Consider the following 855-nt stretch of genomic DNA (forward strand, 5'->3'; position numbering starts at 1 on the left):
CGGCTGCGGCCGCAGCCGTCCTGGCGCTGGATGGGGACGGCATCGTCCAGCATGTCCGCTATGAACGCCTGCATGCAGAGCTTGTCCAAGCCAAGCAGGTGTTGTACGCCGAGGCTTGATGCACGCACTACCCATCGCTCACTCTGATGCCGAAGGTGTGCCGGTATTGTCCTGGCGCATAACCGAGTCGCTCGCGGAACATGCGGCAAAAATGCGGATAGCTCTGGAAGCCTGTCTTCTCGGCGATATGCTCGAGCATAAGACTGCTGTAAAGCACCAGTTGCTCGGCCTGCTTTAGTCTGACGTCGAGGCAGTAGGCGTACAACGACCGGCCAAACGCCGCCTTGAACAGATGCGAGCTGCGCGATACGCTTAAGCCAACTGAGGCCGAGATATCCTCCAGACGAAGCGGTTCATGGGCATGATTATCGATGTATTGCTTTAGCTTGCGCGCGGTATCGTCCCCCTTGGCCTGCTGGCTGGTCTGGATGACGCGCTCCAGTGTCAGGCAAAACGCCTTTAACAAATAATCCATGAGTTGCTCCTGATGATGCAGCATGTTCTTCTTTTCGCCGATCAGGTGCTTCCATAAGGTGATCACTTTGTCATCCAGTCCGATGTTCACCTTGGTTGGCAGCTCTTGCGCACGCCACCAGTTATCCAACCACGCCCCGTTGCCCATCAGGTAATAATCGCCCACCGGTTGGATGGTCTCTGGTCCGGTCAAGCTTCGGGGTTGGATGCTGAGCTCGTAAGGCTGGTCGGGCGAGTAGAGGAGCAGATCGCCAGGGAGGATGGTCTCATAGTTCCCGTCCACTCGCGCCCTGCAGGCGCCTTCCGCCTGCAGGCGGAACA

General features: G+C 57.8%; 1 protein-coding gene. It reads right to left on the reverse strand.

Annotated features, from left to right (window positions below):
- Positions 1-127: 127 nt before the first annotated feature.
- Positions 128-855: helix-turn-helix domain-containing protein (locus PA598K_RS23810; RefSeq protein WP_148091980.1), on the reverse strand; the 728-nt coding region annotated here is incomplete at its 5' end.

The organism is Paenibacillus sp. 598K, from assembly GCF_003851045.1.
GTDB lineage: Bacteria > Bacillota > Bacilli > Paenibacillales > Paenibacillaceae > Paenibacillus_D.